The organism is Streptomyces violaceoruber (genome assembly GCF_033406955.1).
GTDB classification, from domain to species: domain Bacteria; phylum Actinomycetota; class Actinomycetes; order Streptomycetales; family Streptomycetaceae; genus Streptomyces; species Streptomyces violaceoruber.
In genome coordinates this window covers 3314358-3333259 of record NZ_CP137734.1, presented here as the reverse complement: position 1 = coordinate 3333259, position 18902 = coordinate 3314358, and the positions used below count along the sequence as shown (strand labels likewise).

13 protein-coding genes and 1 riboswitch are annotated in these 18902 nt (G+C 73.6%); of the genes, 6 read left to right on the top strand and 7 right to left on the bottom strand.

Annotated elements, in window-relative coordinates:
• Positions 1-91: 91 nt before the first annotated feature.
• On the bottom strand, positions 92-1135 hold the full coding sequence (locus R2E43_RS14560) for a C40 family peptidase (protein ID WP_319125121.1): 1044 nt from the start codon (positions 1133-1135) through the stop codon (positions 92-94).
• A gap of 308 nt (positions 1136-1443) precedes the next feature.
• Between R2E43_RS14560 and R2E43_RS14555 the strand changes: the two genes are divergently transcribed.
• A complete protein-coding gene (locus R2E43_RS14555; protein ID WP_016327076.1) occupies positions 1444-1797 on the top strand; it encodes a hypothetical protein in 354 nt (117 codons plus the stop codon).
• On the opposite strand, the gene R2E43_RS14550 is transcribed toward R2E43_RS14555, so the two are convergent.
• Both R2E43_RS14550 and R2E43_RS14545 read right to left on the bottom strand, forming a co-directional pair.
• On the bottom strand, positions 1775-2791 hold the full coding sequence (locus tag R2E43_RS14550; RefSeq protein ID WP_003974176.1) for a tellurite resistance/C4-dicarboxylate transporter family protein: 1017 nt from the start codon (positions 2789-2791) through the stop codon (positions 1775-1777). The genes R2E43_RS14555 and R2E43_RS14550 overlap by 23 nt on opposite strands.
• Positions 2792-2817: 26 nt before the next feature.
• Positions 2818-4014 (bottom strand): C40 family peptidase, encoded by a 1197-nt coding sequence (locus R2E43_RS14545; protein WP_332056266.1) that lies wholly within the window; start codon positions 4012-4014, stop codon positions 2818-2820.
• 6 nt (positions 4015-4020) lie between these two features.
• Positions 4021-4203, bottom strand: a riboswitch (cyclic di-AMP (ydaO/yuaA leader).
• 253 nt (positions 4204-4456) lie between these two features.
• Between R2E43_RS14545 and pcrA the strand changes: the two genes are divergently transcribed.
• Positions 4457-6952, top strand: a complete 2496-nt coding sequence (gene pcrA, locus R2E43_RS14540) for a DNA helicase PcrA (protein WP_030867532.1) — start codon at positions 4457-4459, stop codon at positions 6950-6952.
• An 89-nt stretch (positions 6953-7041) separates the two neighbouring features.
• Here pcrA and R2E43_RS14535 read toward each other — a convergent pair whose 3' ends face one another.
• Both R2E43_RS14535 and R2E43_RS14530 read right to left on the bottom strand, forming a co-directional pair.
• Positions 7042-8736, bottom strand: coding sequence for a peptidoglycan DD-metalloendopeptidase family protein (locus R2E43_RS14535; protein ID WP_030867529.1), 1695 nt, complete (start codon positions 8734-8736; stop codon positions 7042-7044).
• Between the two features lie 196 nt (positions 8737-8932).
• On the bottom strand, positions 8933-9928 hold the full coding sequence (locus R2E43_RS14530) for an esterase/lipase family protein (RefSeq protein ID WP_030867526.1): 996 nt from the start codon (positions 9926-9928) through the stop codon (positions 8933-8935).
• Between the two features lie 393 nt (positions 9929-10321).
• Between R2E43_RS14530 and R2E43_RS14525 the strand changes: the two genes are divergently transcribed.
• On the top strand, positions 10322-10738 hold the full coding sequence (locus tag R2E43_RS14525) for a cobalamin B12-binding domain-containing protein (protein WP_003974171.1): 417 nt from the start codon (positions 10322-10324) through the stop codon (positions 10736-10738).
• Positions 10739-10835: 97 nt separating this feature from the next.
• Here R2E43_RS14525 and R2E43_RS14520 read toward each other — a convergent pair whose 3' ends face one another.
• Entirely contained in the window at positions 10836-12650 is a 1815-nt protein-coding gene (locus R2E43_RS14520; RefSeq protein WP_332056265.1) for a DUF5691 domain-containing protein, read from the bottom strand.
• A 35-nt stretch (positions 12651-12685) separates the two neighbouring features.
• Positions 12686-13825: a hypothetical protein gene (locus R2E43_RS14515; RefSeq protein ID WP_332056264.1), complete on the bottom strand. Its 1140-nt coding sequence runs from the start codon at positions 13823-13825 to the stop codon at positions 12686-12688.
• An 83-nt stretch (positions 13826-13908) separates the two neighbouring features.
• Between R2E43_RS14515 and R2E43_RS14510 the strand changes: the two genes are divergently transcribed.
• From R2E43_RS14510 to R2E43_RS14500, 3 genes are all read left to right on the top strand, one after another.
• Positions 13909-15030 carry an ATP-binding protein gene (locus tag R2E43_RS14510; RefSeq protein WP_030871926.1) on the top strand — a complete coding sequence of 374 codons (1122 nt, stop codon included), beginning with the start codon at positions 13909-13911 and terminating at the stop codon, positions 15028-15030.
• A 102-nt stretch (positions 15031-15132) separates the two neighbouring features.
• Positions 15133-17580, top strand: coding sequence for a DUF5682 family protein (locus R2E43_RS14505; RefSeq protein WP_332056263.1), 2448 nt, complete (start codon positions 15133-15135; stop codon positions 17578-17580).
• A 116-nt stretch (positions 17581-17696) separates the two neighbouring features.
• Positions 17697-18893, top strand: a complete 1197-nt coding sequence (locus tag R2E43_RS14500; RefSeq protein WP_332057118.1) for a VWA domain-containing protein — start codon at positions 17697-17699, stop codon at positions 18891-18893.
• The last annotated feature ends 9 nt before the right edge of the window (positions 18894-18902 follow it).

Here is an 18902-nt window from a genome sequence, read left to right as displayed (position 1 = left end):
ATGCGATGGACGCCCTTCGGGCGGGTCGGCGAGCATCCGCGGGTGGCAGATGAAGCCCTTGCCGCGACTCCGGGCACCGTGGTTCGGGGCGTCACGCCACCCGCGTCGCCCCCGCGAACGGCATCTCGTCGACCGGGGCGACGCGGACCGGTGCCGACGGGTTCGGGGCGTGGATCATCCGGCCGTTGCCGACGTAGATGCCGACGTGGCTGATGCCCGAGTAGAAGAAGACCAGGTCGCCCGGGAGGAGTTCGGAGCGTGAGACGCGGCGGCCCGCGTCGATCTGGGCGTAGGTCGTGCGGGGGAGGGAAACCCCGGCGGCGCGGTAGGCGGCCTGGGTGAGGCCCGAGCAGTCGAAGGCGTTCGGACCGGTCGCGCCCCACACGTAGGGGCTGCCGAGCTTCTGGTAGGCGTAGGCGACGGCCGCTGCCGCGCGGGAGTCGGGGGCCGGGGACGAGGGGGTCAGGCCCTCCCGGGGGCCCGGCGCCGAGCGAGAGGCCCGGTCGCCGACGTCGGCGCGTTCCTCGGTGGTCAGCCGGGACAGCAGGCGGCGGGCCTTCTCCAGCTTGCCGATGACGGTCTCGCGGTGACGTTTCAGCTCGGCCCGGCGCGACCTCAGCGAGGCCGCCTCGACGCGGGCGGCGCCGCGCAGTTGCTCGATGTCGCGGAGTTCCTTGCGTACGCGGCCCACCTCGGCTTGCCGCCGGCTGCCCGCGCGCTCGGCGAACGCGGCGCCGTCGAGGTACCGGTCCGGGTCGGAGGAGAGCGCCAGTTGCAGGGCCGGGTCGAGGCCGCCGCTGCGGTACTGCGCGGCCGCGACCGAACCCAGCGCCTCCCGCGCCGAGTTCAGCCGGTCCTCCTTGCGGGCGGCCTCATCGCGCAGGTCCTCCAGGCGCCGTTCGGCGGCGTCCGCCTTCTCCTTCGCGCCGTTGTACTTCTCCGTGGCCACCTCGGCCTCCTGGTAGAGCTTGTCCACCTTGGCCCTGACCTGCGCTGCCGTCGGCTGCGGATCGGCGTGCACGGTCGTCCCGCCCAGGCCCGTCGCGGTGGCCGCCCCCGCGAGGGTGATCGTGGCCGCCGTACGGGCTCTGCCGCCGCCCTTCGCGCGCTGTCGCGGCCTGCGGTGCGTTCCCACCTGCGATCCACGTCCTTCCGTACGACTCGACTCCGGCCGGCGCCGGGTCGGCTCCGGTCCGTTCCGGCTGCCTGGGCCAGGACGCTAGGCGCGTCGGTAACGGTCCGGTGACGGGATGCGCGGAAGTGGCGGCAGCGGATCGGGCGGCGACCGCATCTGATCGGTACGCCCTCCGAGGCCCGGCGTCTTCACGCAGGGTGATGACCGATATGCCGGACCGGGGGCGGGTGGGGGACGTGAGCTGTTATGGGAGCGCCGGGGCGGGCCGGTGTCCGGGCGTGTCGGGTCCCTCATTAGGCTCCGGCCTCATGGACGTACTCATCCACCTCTTCGTCGGCCTGCACATCATCGGTATCGCCTCGCTCCTCGGGGGCTTCCTGACCCAGATGAAGGCGATGGGCCAGGGCGCGGCCCGGTTCACCCCCGCGATGCTGCACGGCGCGCTGACGATGCTGGTCACCGGTGCCGTCCTGGTCGGTCTCAACCAGGCCCAGGACTACTCCGTCGACAACGTCAAGATCGGCGTGAAGCTCGCCGTACTGATCGTGATCCTCGGCCTGGTCTACGTGAAGCGCGACGAGGAGAAGGTGGAGAAGCCGCTGTTCGGCCTGGTGGGCGCGCTGACCCTGGCCAACATCTTCATCGCGGTGCTGTGGACCTGACGGCCGGTCCCGGGTCCGCGTCCGCGGACCGCAGCCCGGAGCGGGCCCGGAGGACCGCTCCCGTCGCGACCGCCAGCCACCCGGCCACCGCGATCCACAGCAGCGCCCGGCCGGGCGCGTCCAGCCACGGGACGTCGAGGACGGCGGCCACCGACAGGGTCGCCGCCGCCGTCATGCCGAGCGGGAAGACGGTCGACCAGCGGCGCACGTCGTAGCGCAGGCGGGGCCAGGCGATCTCGGCGGCCAGGAGCACGGCGTACCAGGCGAGGTCGAGCGTGAGCAGCAAGACGGTCACGTCGTGCAGGACGGCCTGGTCGTCGGCGTTCCACAGGTACATGCCGGTCCCGGCCGCCGCGAGCAGCTTGGCACCGGCGAGCGCGGAGATGGCGAGCGCGCCGCCCGCCACCCAGTGGTCCCCGGAACCCCGGGCCACCTGCCGCAGGTCGAAGCGGAACAGCGCGATCAGGTAGAGCACGATCCCCAGCCAGAACGGCACCAGCGCCACGTGCGCCAGCCACGGCGTCGAGGTGGCCGCGGCCAGCGTGGCGGCGAGCACGGTGAGCCCCTCCGTGGCCACGCAGCCCAGGAACACCGCCCCGGGCATCCTCCGCCCCCAGTGCTGCACCACCAGGAACAGCAGCCACGGCCACAGCAGGGACGCAAGCGCCAGCAGCACCGCCGCCAGGAGCGTCCAGCCGAGCAGCGAGAACCGCGTGCCGAGCACGGTCGTCGCGGCGACGGCGGTGAGTGCCCCCGGCGTCCCCGCCCGCTTCACCCACTGGGCGTGGTCGGCCAGCAGCAGGTAGACGAAGTTCGCCGCCAGTATCAGCCAGGCGGCGCAGGCCAGGGCGAGGGTGATCCGCGACAGGACCTCGCGGCCCGTCAGATGGAGGGCGACCGACACGATGCCGGTCGCCATCACCGCGGCCCCGGCCGCCGGTGGACGCTGCGCCCACCAGGTGCGCAGCGCGGAGGGATGGGTGGCCGATGACATGCGCCCGATGCTAAGTACCTCGCCGATCAGGCCGGGCGCACCACGCTGTAGATCGAGGACTCGCCGTCGTAGAAGATCGACTCCTCGCGGACGTACGCGCCCGGCTTCGGGGCGTGGATCATCATGCCGTCGCCGATGTACAGGCCGACGTGGCTGATGTCGTCGTAGAAGAAGACCAGGTCACCGGGTTGCGCCTGGGAGACGGAGACGGTCGTCCCGGCGTTGACCTGGTCGTAGGTGACGCGCGGCAGCGTCACGCCGGCGGCCTTCCAGGCGGCCTGGGTGAGGCCCGAGCAGTCGTAGGAGCCGGGGCCCGTGGCGCCCCAGACGTACGGCTTGCCGATCTGGGCGCGGGCGAAGGCGATCGCCTTCTCGGCCTTGGTGCCGGTCGAGGTGCCCGGCGTCGACGAGCCCGAGGAGTCCGACGAACCGGTGCCGCCGGAGGTCCCCGAGGATCCGGAGCCGCTCTCCTGCTGCTGTGCGGCCTCCTCCCGCCGCTTGCGCTCCGCGTCCTCCTGCGCCGCCTGCTGCTTCGCCAGCTCGGCGGCCTTGCGCTCGGCCTCCTCCTGCTTCTTCCTCTCGATCGCCGCGAGCCGGGCCTTCTCCTCGGCGGTCAGTTCCGAAAGCAGCTCCCGCGCGGTGGCGAGCTTCTTCTGGACGGTCGACTTGGCCGTCTTCAGGTCGGTCTGCGAGTCGGTGAGCGTTTCGAGGCTCTCGGTGGCCTCCCGGCGCTTCTTCATCGTCTCGGACTGCTGGGTGACGTAGTCGTCGACGGCGGTCTTCTGCCGGCCGGTGAGCCGGTTCATCAGCTGGTTCTGGTCGAAGTAGTCCTGCGGCGAGTCCGCGAGCAGCAGCGTCGCGGTCTCCGGGACCGAGGCGCCCGTGCGGTACTGGGCGGAGGCGAAGGAACCCAGCTCCTCGCGCGCGTCGTTGAGCTTCTGGGTGCGCTGGGCGACGTCGTCGAGGAGGGTGTCGACCTTCTTGCGCTGCTTGGTGGTCTTCTCCTTGGCCGCGTTGTACTTCTCGGTCGCCGACCCGGCCTGGCGGTACAGGTCGTCGACCTTCTTCTCGACCTCCTCCAGGGTCGGCCGGTCGTCCGACGGCGTGGCGTTCGCCGTCTGGGACAGCAGGGCGACGGAGGTGAGGGCCGCGGTGGCGAGGGCCGGGGTCCGGATGCCCGCGACGCGGGGACCGGTGGGACGCGACTTGCGGTGCGACGCCAAGGAGGCGACTCCTTCCAGTGCTCCGCCTACCGGGTTAGCTGTCGGGTTCGGGCGGTGTGGCGCGGAAGGTTTGCCCTACGGCGGACCGTCCTCGCGTCGAGGGCGGTGAGGCCGATTCACCCCAAAGTTCTCGGTTGGGTCCCCGGCTCCGGTGCCGTGCGGGCAGGCCGGACTCGGCGGAGGCCGCGCGGCCCGGCGAGGTTCGCCGGAGGGGGTCGAGCGGCCTGCCCCGCACCGTAGCCAACTCGTGTGGCCGCTGTGAAGGTTGGTGGGTGATATGCCCGATACATTTTCGTGACCTTTCGTTCGGGTGCCTCCGGGGTGGTCGCGGGCGTCACTCTTCGTGGTTCCGCTGGTCGCAGGGCGTGTCCACGCCGGGGATGGTGGGCATTTTCCGGGGTGGCACCGGGTTGTCGGTGGGGCGCCCTAGACTCGGAGAGCGATGAGCAACCTCTTTGACGACAGCTTCCTGGCGAGCCTCCAGACCCCCCGGGGTCACGAGGAGGAACCCCCGCCGCCGCCCGAGGACGATCACGGACCGGAGCCGGTTCCGCACGATCTGTTCGGCGGGAAGTTCGACGCGCCCCCGCAGCGGGACACCCACTACCGGGACGGCGCCCCGCGGCCCGCCCTGGACGCCGCCGCGCTCCTGGAGGGGCTGAACGAGAACCAGCGGGCCGCCGTCGTCCACTCCGGCTCCCCGCTGCTCATCGTGGCCGGCGCCGGCTCCGGCAAGACCCGCGTCCTCACCCACCGCATCGCCCACCTGCTGGCCGAGCGGAACGTCCACCCGGGCCAGATCCTCGCGATCACCTTCACCAACAAGGCCGCGGGCGAGATGAAGGAGCGCGTCGAGCAGCTCGTCGGCCCGCGCGCCAACGCGATGTGGGTGATGACCTTCCACAGCGCGTGTGTGCGCATCCTGCGCCGCGAGTCGAAGAAGCTCGGCTTCACCTCGTCGTTCTCGATCTACGACGCCGCCGACTCCAAGCGGCTCATGGCGCTGGTCTGCCGCGACCTGGACCTGGACCCCAAGCGCTTCCCGCCCAAGTCCTTCAGCGCGAAGATCAGCAACCTGAAGAACGAGCTGATCGACGAGGAGGACTTCGCCGCCCAGGCCGCCGACGGTTTCGAGAAGACCCTCGCCCAGGCCTACGCCATGTACCAGTCGCGGCTGCGCGAGGCCAACGCCCTCGACTTCGACGACCTGATCATGACGACGGTCAACCTGCTGCGCGCCTTCCCGGACGTCGCCGAGCACTACCGCCGCCGCTTCCGGCACGTCCTGGTCGACGAGTACCAGGACACCAACCACGCCCAGTACGCCCTGGTGCGCGAGCTGGTCGGCGTGCCCTCGGAGCACCCCGTCGACGTGCCGCCGGAGGCCGAGGTGCCGCCCGCCGAGCTGTGCGTGGTGGGCGACGCCGACCAGTCGATCTACGCCTTCCGCGGCGCCACCATCCGCAACATCCTCCAGTTCGAGGAGGACTACCCGGACGCGACGACGATCCTGCTGGAGCAGAACTACCGCTCCACCCAGACCATCCTCAGCGCCGCCAACGCGGTCATCGAGCGCAACGAGTCCCGCCGCCCCAAGAACCTGTGGACCAACCAGGGCAGCGGCGCGCAGATCACCGGGTACGTCGCCGACACCGAGCACGACGAGGCGCAGTTCGTCGCCGACGAGATAGACCGCCTCACCGACGCGGGCGAGGCCAAGGCCGGCGACGTCGCCGTCTTCTACCGGACCAACGCCCAGTCCCGTGTCTTCGAAGAGGTCTTCATCCGCACCGGCCTGCCCTACAAGGTCGTCGGCGGCGTCCGCTTCTACGAGCGCAAGGAGGTCCGGGACGTCCTGGCCTACCTGCGGGTGCTGGCCAACCCGGAGGACTCGGTGCCGCTGCGCCGCATCCTCAACGTCCCCAAGCGCGGCATCGGCGACCGCGCGGAGGCGATGATCGACGCCCTCTCCCAGCGCGAGAAGATCAGCTTCCCGCAGGCGCTCAGGCGCGTCGACGAGGCGTACGGCATGGCCGCGCGCTCCGCGAACGCCGTCAAGCGGTTCAACACGCTCATGGAGGACCTGCGCACGATCGTCGAGTCCGGCGCCGGACCGGCGACCGTCCTGGAGGCCATCCTCGAACGCACCGGCTACCTCGCCGAGTTGCAGGCCTCCACCGATCCCCAGGACGAGACCCGCATCGAGAACCTCCAGGAACTCGCGGCCGTCGCCCTGGAGTTCGAGCAGGAGCGGGCCGAGGGCGAGGAGGCCGGGACGCTGGCCGACTTCCTGGAGAAGGTCGCGCTCGTCGCCGACTCCGACCAGATCCCGGACGAGGAGGACGGCGACGGCGTCGTCACCCTGATGACCCTGCACACCGCCAAGGGCCTGGAGTTCCCGGTCGTCTTCCTCACCGGCATGGAGGACGGCGTCTTCCCGCACATGCGCGCCCTCGGCCAGGCCAAGGAGCTGGAGGAGGAGCGGCGGCTCGCCTACGTCGGCATCACGCGCGCCCGCGAGCGGCTCTACCTGACCCGGTCGACGCTGCGCAGCGCCTGGGGCCAGCCGTCGTACAACCCGCCCTCGCGGTTCCTGGAGGAGATCCCGGCCCCGCACCTGGAATGGAAGCGGACCGGGGCGAACGGTCCCGCGCCTTCCGCTCCGGTCTCGGGCGTGGCCGCCTCGCTGTCGTCGTCCCGGTCGCGGTCCCGGTCCTCGGCGTCGGGTGCGTCCGGCTTCGCCACGGGCAGGTCGGCCGGCGCCGAGCAGCCCACGGTCTCGCTGGCGGTCGGCGACCGCGTCACGCACGACCAGTTCGGGCTCGGCACGGTGGTCGGCGTCAAGGGCACCGGTTCGAACGCGGAGGCGACGATCGACTTCGGGGACACCAAGCCGAAGCGGCTGCTGCTGCGGTACGCGCCGGTGGAGAAGCTCTGAGGACGGTTCGACGGGCGCGGCGCGGTCCCGGACGGTCGTCCGGGACCGGTCCGGGGACGGACCCGGCGATCTGCTGAGACGTTACGGCGTCACGTCGGGTTGAGACCGTGGCTGCGCAGCCACGGGAGCGGGTCGATCGACGAGCCGCCCGCAGGGCGCACCTCGAAGTGCAGGTGCGGGCCGGTGGAGTTGCCCGAGTCGCCGGAGTACGCGATCGCGTCGCCCGCCTTCACGGTGGTGCCGGAGGGAACCTGGTAGCTGGAGAGGTGGCAGTACCACGTCTCCGTGCCGTCCTTCGCGGTCACGATCATCATGTTGCCGTACGCGCTGTTGAACTGCGTCCGCACGGTACCGTCGGTCGCCGCCATCACCGTCGTTCCCTGGAGCACGGGGAAGTCGATACCGGTGTGCGAGGACATCCAGTTGATGCCGGCCTGACCGTAGTACGCGCTGAGGCCATGCTGCTTCACCGGGAGCGCGAACTTGGGGCGCAGTCGTTCCTTGCGGGCCGCTTCCTGCGCCGCCCGCTTCTTCTCGGCGTCCTGCTCGGCCTTGAGGTCGATGCGCTCCTGCGTCCGGCTGGCCCGGTCGGCGAAGTCGTCGGCCCCGGCGGCCAGGCTGGTGAGCTGGGTGTCCAGCTTGTTGTTGGCGGCGGACGGTTTCACCGGCGCCGCCTCGGCGTTGCCCGGGTCCGGTGCGGACGCCGCGGTCTCCGTGCCCTCGTCGCCGGTCAGGCTGCCGACGGAGGCGGCCGCGATACCGGCGACGCTCATCACGCAGGCCGACGGCACGGCGATGGTCAGCAACGCGGAGCGCTTGGCGGGCTGGCGGCGACGGGAGCGCGCCCCGGCGCGGGAGCCGGCGCGGGCGACCGGGATCCGCGCGGCCGGCGCGGCCTCTTCCTGGTCGTCCAGCAGAGCGGTCACGGCGGGGAGTTCACCCGTGGCGGCCAACTCCTCCCCGTACGGGGAGGGTTCGGTGCCCTCGGCCAACGGCGCGGCGTCCGGGGCGACATCGTCCGGTACGGGGTGCCCGGCCGGTCGGTCCGGATCCTCGGCCGTGCCGGTGGCGCCGGCCGGGTTCCACTGCGTGGCGTCGTAGGCGCCGGTGTCCACCGGACCACCCTCGAACGCGCCGGTGTGGAAGGTGCCGGTCGTGAAGGCGCTGGTCTCGAAGGCGCCGGCCGGGAAAGCGCCGGTGTCGAACGCGCGGGTGTCGAAGGCGCCGGTGTCGGTCGTACCCGGCTCGAAGGCGCCGGTGTCGAAGGTGCCCGTTTCGCAGGTCTGCGTGCCCCAGTCCCACTGCTGGGTCGCGTCGGCCGGAGCGGCGCAGTGGTCCGCACCGGCCCAGGCGCCGGTGTCCCACTGCCCGGTCCCCTCGGCGCCCGTGGCCTGCGGCGACACGGAGCCGGGCTGCTGGTAACCGGCCGTCCACGTCGTCGTGTCGTAGGCGCCGGTGTCGTAGGCGGCGTGGTGCTGGGCCGCGTACGCGTCGTAGTGCGGGGACTGCTCGCCGCCGGTGGACCACTGGGTGGTGTCGTACGAACCCGTCGCCTCGGGGCTCCCCGCGTAGTGGCCCGGCATGCTGCCGAAGAGGGGGTCCGCGTCGAAGGCCGAGCTGTCGGCACCGCCGGTGGCGAAACCGGCGGAGGCGTGGCCACCGCCGTACGTGGTGAGGTTGCCGTACTGGGCTTCCCCTGTGCCGTACGACGCGTAGGGCGCCGAAGCGGCGTCGGAAGCCGAAGCCGGGGCGGTCCTTGTCCCCGACGGGTGACGGTCGTTCACCAACTTCTCTTTCGCCTCGACAACAGGGGCTGCCAGAGCAGTGCGGCGACTGTACCCGGCGGTATACGGGCACGACAATCTTCGTCAGGTTTCGCGAGCGAAGGAAACGGGCAATCGGCCGTGTTTTGGGGGACGGCGGGCACGGGTTTGGCTTTGTGTTCGAGAATTGTTCGAGTCCGAACGGGTTGCTTCGTTCTCAGGCGACGGTCAGCCCGCCGGATCGTTTGCCCGGTTCCGCGTCCGTTTGCCCGGCTGTCTCCGGTCCGGCGGTGTCGAGTGCCTGCCGAATCCCGGTGGCCACGGCGGGGTGCACGGGCAGGGCGAGGTGGCCGATGCCGCTCACCCGTACGTTCTGCACGCTCAGGTCGGGGTGGTCGAGGCAGGCCGTCTCCAGCGGGTCCATCACGCGGTCCAGATCGCTCCAGAAGCTGACGAACCGGGTGCGGCAGCCGGGCGCCGGGCGGGTCAGCTCCTCGATCACGGCCGATCCGGGGCGCATCTGGCGCACGATCGGGTGCGCGTTCGCCAGCGGGACCACCTTGGTGCCGGTGTGCGGGGTACCGAGCGTCACCAGCGTGCGCACGCGGAGGTCTCCGCCGAGGCGCTGCACGTAGTAGCGCGCGATCAGCCCGCCCAGGCTGTGCCCGACCACGTCGACGCGCTCGCTGCCCGTCCGCTCGCAGATCTCCTCTATGTGCCGTCCGAGCAGCTCGGCCGCGGTACGGATGTCGCAGGTCAGGGGGGAGTAGTTCAGCGACTCGATCTCGTGCCTGCCGTGCTGGGCCAGGCTGCGGCGCAGCAGCAGGAAGACCGAGCGGTTGTCGATGAAGCCGTGCAGCAGGACGACCGGGGGGCTGGCCGGGGCCGGGAGCCTCGGGGGCGGAGGTGACGGCAGGGGGTCCTGGGCGCCCTGTGGGCGCAGGGTCTGGGCCGGGTGGCGCTCCTGGATGATGCCCGAGGGGTAGAGGAGGAGGTGCCCGGCGAGGATCGCGGCCTCCAGGGCGCTGGCCTTGAGCAGGGTCAGGGAGAGGCCGGTCAGCCGGCCCGGGAGGCTTGCCAGCTCCGGCAGTCCTGGGACCGCGGAGAGCCCTGGAACGCTGGGGAGCCGTTGCAGACCGGGGAGTCCCGGGAGCCCGGGCAGGAGACGCTGGAAGAGCGGGAGAAGGGGCAGTGCTGCCGTGGTGACCTTCATGGGCCGACCTCCTGTCGGCACGCAGGGACGCCTCTGTCCCCCGTGTGCCCTCGTGGAGCGCCGTGACACCAGTGACTGGTGCTGTTTGCGAGGTTTATGCCTACCCGTGATGCGGCATGCCGTATCAGAGACCGGTGGGTCTGATGAGGTCTGAGTGGCTCACGGCTCCCCGTGCGCGTGTTGCCGCCGCGCCCTGGAGCGGTGCCCGGCGAACGTGTCCCACCGTGTGATTTCCCCCTCTGTATCCACCGTGAAACTGCCGGTTGCGGGATGCTGGCGATAACGTTCGTTCACTTCCCCCGGACGCTGTGGTGCGGGGATCCGCGCCGCGAGGACGTGAAGTGTGCGGTACTTGTCGGTACGGATGGATGTAGTCGCTTCATGGAGGCAGTGATGGGTGTGGCAGCCGGTCCGATCCGCGTGGTGGTGGCCAAGCCGGGGCTCGACGGCCACGATCGCGGGGCCAAGGTGATCGCGCGGGCCCTGCGTGACGCCGGTATGGAGGTGATCTACACCGGGCTCCACCAGACGCCCGAGCAGATCGTCGACACCGCGATCCAGGAGGACGCCGACGCGATCGGGCTGTCCATCCTCTCCGGTGCGCACAACACGCTCTTCGCCGCCGTGATCGAGCTGCTCCGGGAGCGGGACGCCGCGGACATCCTGGTCTTCGGCGGCGGGATCATCCCCGAGGCGGACATCGCCCCGCTGAAGGAGAAGGGCGTCGCGGAGATCTTCACGCCCGGCGCCACCACGGCGTCCATCGTGGACTGGGTCCGGGCGAACGTGCGGGAGCCCGCGGGAGCATAGGCCTCCCCCCTCGGACCGCCGCCTGTGCGGGCGGCGGGTCACGGGGTGGTGGGCCGGAGGGCGGTGGCTCACGGGTGGTGGGTCGCAGGGCGATGGCTCACGACCCGGCGCCGAGCTCCGCGGCCATCGCCGCGCGCAGGCGCAACGTGGTGACGAGCCGCTGGAACGCCTCCGCCCAGTACCCGCCGGCCCCCGGTGACGCGTCCTCCGGTTCGTCCGGTATCGCCAGCAGGCCGTCGAGCCGGCCCGCCTCCGAGGGATCGAGGCAGCGTTCGGCCAGGCCCATGACGCCGCTGAAGCTCCACGGGTAGCTCCCGGCGTCCCGGGCGATGTTGAGCGCGTCGACCACCGCACGGCCCAGCGGCGTCGCCCACGGCACCCCGCACATGCCGAGCAGCTGGAACGCCTCGGACAGCCCGTGCGTCGCGATGAACCCGGCGACCCACTCGGCCCGCTCAACGGCGCCCAGCGTGCCGAGCAGTTTGGCCCGCTCGGCCAGGGAGACCGCGCCCGGACCGCCCGCCTCCGGTGCCGTGGGAGCGCCGAGCAGCGCCCTCGCCCACCCGCCGTCGCGCTGTCGTACGGCCGCGCGGCACCAGGCCGCGTGCAGTTCGTTCCGCCAGCCGTCGGACACCGGCAGGGCGACGATCTCCTCGGCCGTGCGTCCCGCCAGCCGGGTCGGCCAGGTGGACAGCGGGGCCGCCTCCACCAACTGGCCGAACCACCACGAGCGTTCACCCCGCCCGGCCGGCGGCTTGGCCACCACGCCGTCCCGCTCCATGCCCGCGTCGCACTCGTGCGGCGCCTCGACGGCGATCGCCGGCGGGGCGAGGGTGCGGTCGAGGGACACGCACGTCGCGGCCCGCGCCGCCATCCGCGCGGCCAGCGCCGAGTGCGGCAGGGCGGACAGCAACTCCGCCGCCGTGGCCCGTACGTTGCGGCTGCGGTCGGCCAGCGCCTGCTCCAGGAACGGCTCGTCCGCCGCCTCCAGCCCCGTCCGCAGCGAGTCGAGGAACATCAGCCGGTCCTCGGCCCGCTCGGTCGCCCAGGTCGACGCCAGCAGCTCGCGGGCGCCGGCCGGGTCGCGGGCGCGCAGGGACGCCAGGAGGGTGACCCGTTCGGCGAACAGGCCCTCGTGCCAGAGCCCGCGCACCCGCTCCGTGGCGTCGGAGCCCGGGAGTGCCGTCCCTCCGCCGGGCGTCGCGCGCAGGGCGAACCGCCAGTCCGGATTCAGCCGGGCCAGCCACAGGGCTCGGGGCCCCGCGAACGTCAGCGCCGCGGGCCGCAGGTCCGTACGGCCCCGGGCCGCGTCCAGCAGCGCCGGAAGCGCCTGGGGCGGTGCCGCGAAACCGCGGGCGTTCGCCGTCGCCAGCCACTGGGGCAGCAGCTCCATCAGATCGGGTGCGCTGCCTCTGCGGCCACCGCCCGCCGCGCCGGGGCGGTCGGCGAGCAGCGCCGTGAGCCGGCGGGCGGCGGCGGGCGGCAGCGGCGGGCGGGGGTCCTCGGGCGCGGGCTCGGGGCGCCGGGCCGCGCGGGCCGGCCGCAGCCCGGCGCGGCGGCGGACGGTCTCCGCGGCCGCCGCGTCCAGCAACGCGGCGGCGGCACCGGGCCCGCGCTCGCCGCCCGGTGGCGGACGCCGGTCCGTACCCAGCAGCGCCGAGGTGACCAGCCCCTCCCACACACCGGGACCGGGACCGGTACCCGGCCCGATTTCGGGATGGGGTCCGGTGGCGGCGGCTGCCCGGGCGGTGGCGCCGGGTTCGGCGTCGATCGGGGGACCGGTGTCCGACCCGGGGGCGGTGGGGTGCGTCGGCGCGCCGGCCGGCGGGGAGAACCCGGGCTCGGCTGCCGGCCCCGGCACGGTGGCCGGCGCCGGTGCGGACGGGTCCGTGGGGGCGGGCGTCCTGGTCATGTCGTTCGCCTCCGATTCGAAACACCTGGGACGGGTCAGCACAGCGGCACCGCGGGGCCCGGCCCGGCCGGCCAGGCCGTCAGCGGCGTGAAGCCCCGGTGGCCGCACTCGCCGAAGACCGTGACGGGCGCACCGCCCGCCAGCGCGACCAGCCGCCACAGCCCCGGATGGTTCCCGCCGGCCCAGGCGAGCGGCAGCGCCGTGTCCCCGTCGGCGTCCGCCAGTTGCCAGCCGTCGCCGTCCGGCACGGGGACCACCCGCTCCAGGGCCACCGGCACCGAGTCCAGCCACGGGTCGTCGCGGAGGGCCGCGCTGTACCGGACGGCCGCCTGCGACGTCGTCACCCCGGGCGGGCGTGTCCGTGCCGGCTCGGGCGGTGCGAACCGGCGGCCGAGGGCCGCCCGTTGTCGCCCCGGACCCGGATACGCGGAGATCTCGGCGTCCAGCTCCGCCCCCACCGGCAGCGTCAGCTCGGGTGCCCGGCCCGCGGCGCCGTAGGAGAGGAGCAGCGCCGTGCGGTCCGACTCCGCGCCGTACAGCCAGACGCGACGGGTCGTCAGCCGGGCGTCCGCGGTGTCGTACTGGGAGAGGACCAGCCAGTGGTCCCGCACCGGAGGGCCGTCCGCGGACGTGGGCAGACCCACGCGGGAACGGACCGTCGCCGCCAGGCCGTCCGGCAGCCGCTCGCGGCCCAGCCAGCCCCGGTCGAGCAGATGGAGCAGAGCGCACTCCTCGAGCAGCCGCACCGGCCAGCCCGGACCCGACGACGGTATGGCGGCCAGCTCCCGCACGCGCGAGGCCAGCCCCGGCGCCTGCGCGTCGACCATGCGGGCCGCCGTCTCCTCCCACAGCCCGTACCCCGCCTGTTCGGCGCCGGCCAGGCCGGTGCGCAGGAGGTCCGCGAGCCGCTGCTCCAGCTCCGTCGCGCCCGCGGTGACCCGCTCGGCCCGCCGCTCCGCCCGGCGCCGCGCCGCCTCGGGATCGGACGCGGCCGCGGGGGCGGACGGACCCGCGGTCCCCTCCTCCGCGCACCCGCGCCCGCCCTCCCCGCCCGGCCCTCGCACTGCTGTCCCCACATCGCCCCCTCGTCCCGGCTCCCCACCCCGGCGCACCCCGTGCCGAGCCATGCCATCGAAGGTAGGTCCCCCCACTGACAATGACCTGTGCGAGATCATTTCCGCAGGTCAGAGCGATTGTCAGTGGCGTGGTGCACCGTGGAGGACAGATCGGACCGGCCTAGCTGGAGGGGGAATCGGCCATGCCTGCATTCGTTGAACGGACGCCCGGCGCCGAAGTGCCGCGACAGGTGTTGCGGCCGCACGCGGAGCACGCGTTCGCGGCCGAACTGGCCTCGCTGGCCGGGCAGGACGACCGTCCGCGTCCGGCCCGCTGGAAGCTGTCGCCGTGGGCCGTCGCCACCTATCTGCTCGGCGGCACCCTGCCCGACGGCACGGTGATCACCCCGAAGTACGTGGGCCCGCGCCGCGTCGTCGAGGTCGCCGTCACCACGCTCGCCACCGACCGGGCCCTGCTCCTGCTCGGCGTGCCCGGCACCGCGAAGACCTGGGTGTCCGAGCACCTCGCCGCGGCCGTCAGCGGCGACTCGACGCTGCTGGTGCAGGGCACGGCCGGCACCCCGGAGGAAGCGATCCGCTACGGCTGGAACTACGCGCGGCTCCTCGCCCACGGCCCCGGCCGGGACGCCCTCGTGCCCAGCCCGGTCATGCGGGCCATGGCGGAGGGCGCGACCGTCCGGGTCGAGGAGCTGACCCGCATCCCGGCCGACGTGCAGGACTCCCTGATCACGCTCCTGTCGGAGAAGACCCTGCCGATACCGGAACTCGGCGAGGAGGTACAGGCGGTGCGCGGCTTCAACCTGATCGCCACCGCCAACGACCGCGACCGCGGGGTCAACGACCTGTCCAGCGCACTGCGCCGCCGCTTCAACACCGTCGTGCTGCCGCTGCCGGAGAGCGCCGAGGCCGAGGTCGACATCGTCACGCGCCGCGTCGACCAGATCGGCCGCTCCCTCGACCTGCCGTCGGCGCCCGACGGCACCGACGAGATCCGACGCGTGGTCACCGTCTTCCGCGAGCTGCGCGACGGGCTGACGAGCGACGGCCGTACGAAGGTCAAGTCGCCCAGCGGCCCGCTGTCCACGGCCGAGGCCATCTCCGTCGTCACCGGAGGTCTCGCGCTGTGCGCCCACTTCGGCGACGGGGTGCTGCGGGCCGGCGACCTCGCCGCCGGGGTCCTCGGCGCGGTCGTCCGCGATCCCGGCACCGACCGCGTCGTCTGGCAGGAGTACCTCGAGACGGTCGTGCGCGAGCGCGAGGGCTGGCAGGACTTCTACCGGGCCTGCCGGGAGGTGACCGCGTGAACGGCACGGGGATGCGGACGCGAGGCCGGGCGGACGCGGCGGTGGCCCGCACCGCGGGGGACGACGGGGACTCGAGCTGGAGCCGCAGGCGAGGGGGACGGTGTGACGGGCACTGACCGGGCCGGGGGCGGCGGGCCGGGTGGGCAGGGCGGCGCCGGTGAGCCCGGCGGCCGGCCGCTGCTGCTCGGGGTACGCCACCACGGGCCGGGGTCGGCCCGGGCGGTGCGGGCGGCGCTGGAGGCGACCCGGCCGGGAGTCGTGCTGATCGAGGGACCGCCGGAGGCCGACGCCCTGATCCCACTGGCCGCCGACGAGGACATGCGGCCGCCGGTCGCGCTCCTCGCCCACGCCGTGGACGAACCGGGCCGCTCGGCGTTCTGGCCGCTGGCCGAGTTCTCCCCGGAGTGGGTGGCCGTCCGCTGGGCCCTGGAGCACGACGTCCCGGCCCGCTTCATCGACCTCCCGGCCGCGCACACGCTGGCGTGGCGGGCGGCGGACGGCCACGGGGACGTCGATGCGGACGGCCGCGGGGACGACCAGGCTCCGCCCGGCCGGTCCGGTACCGCGCCCGCCGATGTCCGCCGCGATCCCCTCGCCGCCCTCGCCGCGGCCGCCGGGCACGACGACCCCGAGCGCTGGTGGGAGGACGTGATCGAGCACCGGGGCCGGGGAGCGGGGGACGCGCTCGCACCGTTCACGGCGCTGGAGGAGGCCATGACGGCGCTGCGGGAGACGGAGGAGGACGGCGAGGCGGAGGGCGGGGAGGACCGCGAGGGGGGTGACGGTGACGTACGGGACCTCGTGCGGGAGGCCCACATGCGGCTCCAGGTCCGGTCGGCGCGACGGGAGTTCGCCGAAGGTGTGGCCGTGGTCTGCGGGGCGTGGCACGTGCCCGCGCTGCGCCGCAGGGCCACCGTCGCCGCCGACCGGGCCCTGCTGAAGGGGCTGCCCAGGACCAAGGTGGACATGACCTGGGTGCCCTGGACCCATCGCAGGCTGTCCCGGGCGGGTGGGTACGGAGCGGGGATCGAGTCACCCGGTTGGTACGGGCACCTGTTCGCCGCGGTCGACCGGCCCGTCGAGCGCTGGCTGACCAAGGTGGCCGGTCTGCTGCGGGCGGAGGACAGGATCGTCTCCCCGGCCCACGTCATCGAGGCGACGCGGCTGGCCGAAACGCTCGCGGTGATCCGCGGACGCCCGCTGCCCGGGCTGACCGAGGCGACGGACGCGGTGCGGGCGGTGATGTGCGACGGCTCGGACGTGCCACTGGCGCTGGTGCACGACCGACTGGTCGTCGGGGACGTGCTGGGGGAGGTGCCCGCGGGGGCGCCGGCGGTGCCGTTGCAGCGGGACCTCACCCGGGCCCAGCGGCGGCTGCGGCTGCGGCCCGAGGCACCGAAGCGGGAGCTGGAGCTGGACCTGCGCAAGGAGACCGACGCCGGGCGCAGCAGACTGCTGCACCGGCTGCGGCTGCTCGGTGTCGGCTGGGGCGAGGCGGTCGCGTCGCGCAGCACGGGCACGTTCCGGGAGGCCTGGCGGCTGCGGTGGGAGCCGGAGCTGTCGGTGCGGGTGGCCGAGGCCGGGGTGTGGGGCACGACCGTGCTGTCCGCCGCGACCGCCAGGGCCCAGGCGGACGCCGTCACCGCACGGGGCCTCGCCGAGGTCACCGCGCTCGCCGAACGCTGCCTGCTGGCCGAACTGCCGGACGCGCTCGCGCCGGTGATGCGGATACTCGCCGACCGGGCCGCGCTCGACACGGACGTCGGCCACCTCGCCCAGGCCCTGCCCGCCCTCGTCCGCTCCTTGCGCTACGGCGACGTGCGCGGCACGGACACCCGCGCCCTGGCGGAGGTCGCCGAGGGGCTCGCCGAGCGCGTCTTCGTCGGCCTGCCCGCGGCCTGCGCCGCACTGGACGCCGACGCGGCCGAGGAGATGCGCCGGCACGTGGACGCCGTGCACACGGCCGTGGGCCTGCTCGGTGACGCCCCCGCGCCGGGCCGCGGCGACCTGCACTCACGCTGGCGAGCCGTGCTGCACACCCTTTCCGCGCGGGACACGGTGCCCGGCGTCGTCCGCGGGCGGGCCGTACGGCTCCTGCTGGACGACGGCGAGCTGGCACCGGACGAGGCGGCGCGGCTCATGGGCCTGGTGCTGTCCCCGGCGACGCCACCGGCGGACGCGGCGGCCTGGATCGAGGGCTTCGTCGGCGGCGGCTCGGGCGGCGGCATGCTCCTCCTGCACGACGAGCGGCTGCTGGCCCTGGTCGACGCCTGGCTGACCGGCGTGCCCGCGGACGCGTTCACGCACGTACTGCCTCTGCTGCGCCGTACCTTCTCCGCCTACGAGCCGGGAGTGCGCCGCGGCCTCGGCGAGCTGGTCAGACGGGGACCGGAGGCGCGGGGGAGTGTGACGACGGCCGGTTCCGGCGTACCGGGCTTCGCGGCGGGCCTCGACCCCGTGCGGGCCGACGCGGTACTGCCGGTGGTCCGGCTGCTGCTGGGCCGGCACCCGGCGCCGGACGGCCGCGACCTGGCGGGGGCGAACACATGACCGGACGCAAGACGGCAGACAAGACCGGAGACATGACCGGAGACAAGACCGTCCGCACGCCGGGGCCCATGACGGGGCCCATGACGGGGCCCATGACGGGGCCCATGACGGGGCCCATGGAGGGGCCCGTGACCGGACGCGGGACGGTGAGCGAGCCGGTGGACGCCGAGGCGGCACGGGAGCGGCTGCGGCGCTGGCGCCTCGTCCTCGGCGGTGACCCGGCCGACGGCACCGGCCACGTGCTCTGTGGACGGGACGCCGCGATGGACGGGGCACTCACCGCGCTGTACGGAAGAGGGGGCGCCCCCCGGGCGGGCCGGGACCGTGCGGCGGGGCTCGGGGCCTCGGCACCGGCGGTGGCGCGCTGGCTGGGGGACATCCGGACCTATTTCCCGTCTCCCGTGGTCCAGGTGATGCAGCGGGACGCGATCGACCGGCTCGGGCTCGCCACGCTCCTGCTGGAGCCGGAGATGCTCCAGGCCGTGGAGGCCGACGTACACCTCGTCGGCACCCTGCTGTCCCTGAACGAGGCGATGCCGGACACGACGAGGGAGACGGCACGGGCCGTCGTGCGCAAGGTCGTCGAGGACCTGGAGAAGCGCCTCGTCACCCGTACCCGCGCCACCCTGTCCGGCGCCCTGGACCGCAGTGCCCGCACCGCCCGGCCCCGCCCCCACGACATCGACTGGAACCGCACGATCGGGGCCAACCTCAAGCACTACCTGCCGGAGTACCGCACGGTCGTGCCGGAGCGGCTCGTCGGCTACGGGCGGGCGTCCCGTTCGGTCAGGAAGGAGATCGTCCTGTGCGTCGACCAGTCCGGGTCGATGGCGGCTTCCCTCGTGTACGCCTCCGTGTTCGGCGCGGTGCTGGCGTCCATGCGCTCGATCGGCACCCGGCTCGTCGTCTTCGACACGGCGGTCGCCGACCTCACCGACCAGCTCGACGACCCGGTCGACGTGCTCTTCGGCACGCGACTCGGCGGCGGTACGGACATCAACCGCGCGCTGGCGTACTGCCAGTCGCGGATCACCCGGCCCGCGGACACGGTGGTCGTGCTGATCAGCGATCTGTACGAGGGCGGCATACGTGAGGAGATGCTCAAGCGGGTCGCGGCGATGCAGGCCGCGGGGGTGCGGTTCGTGACCCTGCTGGCCCTGTCCGACGAGGGCACGCCCGCGTACGACCGGGAGCACGCGGCAGCCCTCGCGGCGCTCGGCGCACCGGCCTTCGCCTGCACGCCCGATCTCTTCCCGGAGGTGATGGCGGCGGCGATCGAGGGGCGGCCCCTGCCGATACCGGATGCCGGGTGACGATTTGTC

Excerpts from the sequence above, each read along its gene's own strand:
- R2E43_RS14555 (WP_016327076.1), top strand. The coding sequence starts at position 1,444 with ATGGACGTACTCATCCACCTCTTCGTCGGCCTGCACATCATCGGTATC.
- R2E43_RS14550 (WP_003974176.1), bottom strand. The coding sequence starts at position 2,791 with ATGTCATCGGCCACCCATCCCTCCGCGCTGCGCACCTGGTGGGCGCAG.
- R2E43_RS14510 (WP_030871926.1), top strand. The coding sequence starts at position 13,909 with ATGCCTGCATTCGTTGAACGGACGCCCGGCGCCGAAGTGCCGCGACAG.
- R2E43_RS14530 (WP_030867526.1), bottom strand. The coding sequence starts at position 9,928 with ATGAAGGTCACCACGGCAGCACTGCCCCTTCTCCCGCTCTTCCAGCGT.
- R2E43_RS14520 (WP_332056265.1), bottom strand. The coding sequence starts at position 12,650 with ATGACCAGGACGCCCGCCCCCACGGACCCGTCCGCACCGGCGCCGGCC.
- R2E43_RS14515 (WP_332056264.1), bottom strand. The coding sequence starts at position 13,825 with ATGATCTCGCACAGGTCATTGTCAGTGGGGGGACCTACCTTCGATGGC.
- pcrA (WP_030867532.1), top strand. The coding sequence starts at position 4,457 with ATGAGCAACCTCTTTGACGACAGCTTCCTGGCGAGCCTCCAGACCCCC.
- R2E43_RS14525 (WP_003974171.1), top strand. The coding sequence starts at position 10,322 with ATGGGTGTGGCAGCCGGTCCGATCCGCGTGGTGGTGGCCAAGCCGGGG.
- R2E43_RS14500 (WP_332057118.1), top strand. The coding sequence starts at position 17,697 with ATGGAGGGGCCCGTGACCGGACGCGGGACGGTGAGCGAGCCGGTGGAC.